Raw genomic sequence first — 273 nt, 5'->3', positions numbered from 1 at the left:
CCCTTCCACATTGCCTCGGCGACCGTGAGACCAAAGCCTTCGCGGATCGACTTCTGCAGGACCACGGCGGCAGAGCGCTGCAGTGCGTTCACCAGGGTTGGATCGTCGACGCTGAGAACAATGATGCCTTCATCGGCGACGCTCTCGATCGTCTCGAGGATTTGTCCGCCCTCGGGATCGTCAGAGGCATTATTGCCGACGAGCACGAGCGTGCAGTCGACCTGCTCTCTCGCCTTGCGGAAAGCCTCAATCACGCCCATCGGGTCTTTCCAC

The 273-nt window shown here is 60.8% G+C and carries 1 protein-coding gene; it reads right to left on the bottom strand.

The annotated features are described in order from the left end of the window. The coding region (locus QSV46_RS39770) for a glycosyltransferase (RefSeq protein WP_314964100.1) at positions 1–260 on the bottom strand (260 nt) is incomplete at its 3' end. Between the last annotated feature and the right edge of the window lie 13 nt (positions 261–273).

It is taken from the genome of Bradyrhizobium cosmicum (assembly GCF_032290525.1).
Taxonomy (GTDB): domain Bacteria; phylum Pseudomonadota; class Alphaproteobacteria; order Rhizobiales; family Xanthobacteraceae; genus Bradyrhizobium; species Bradyrhizobium cosmicum_A.
Note: the sequence above shows the minus strand (reverse complement) of the source record. Positions and strands in the feature narration are given on the sequence as shown.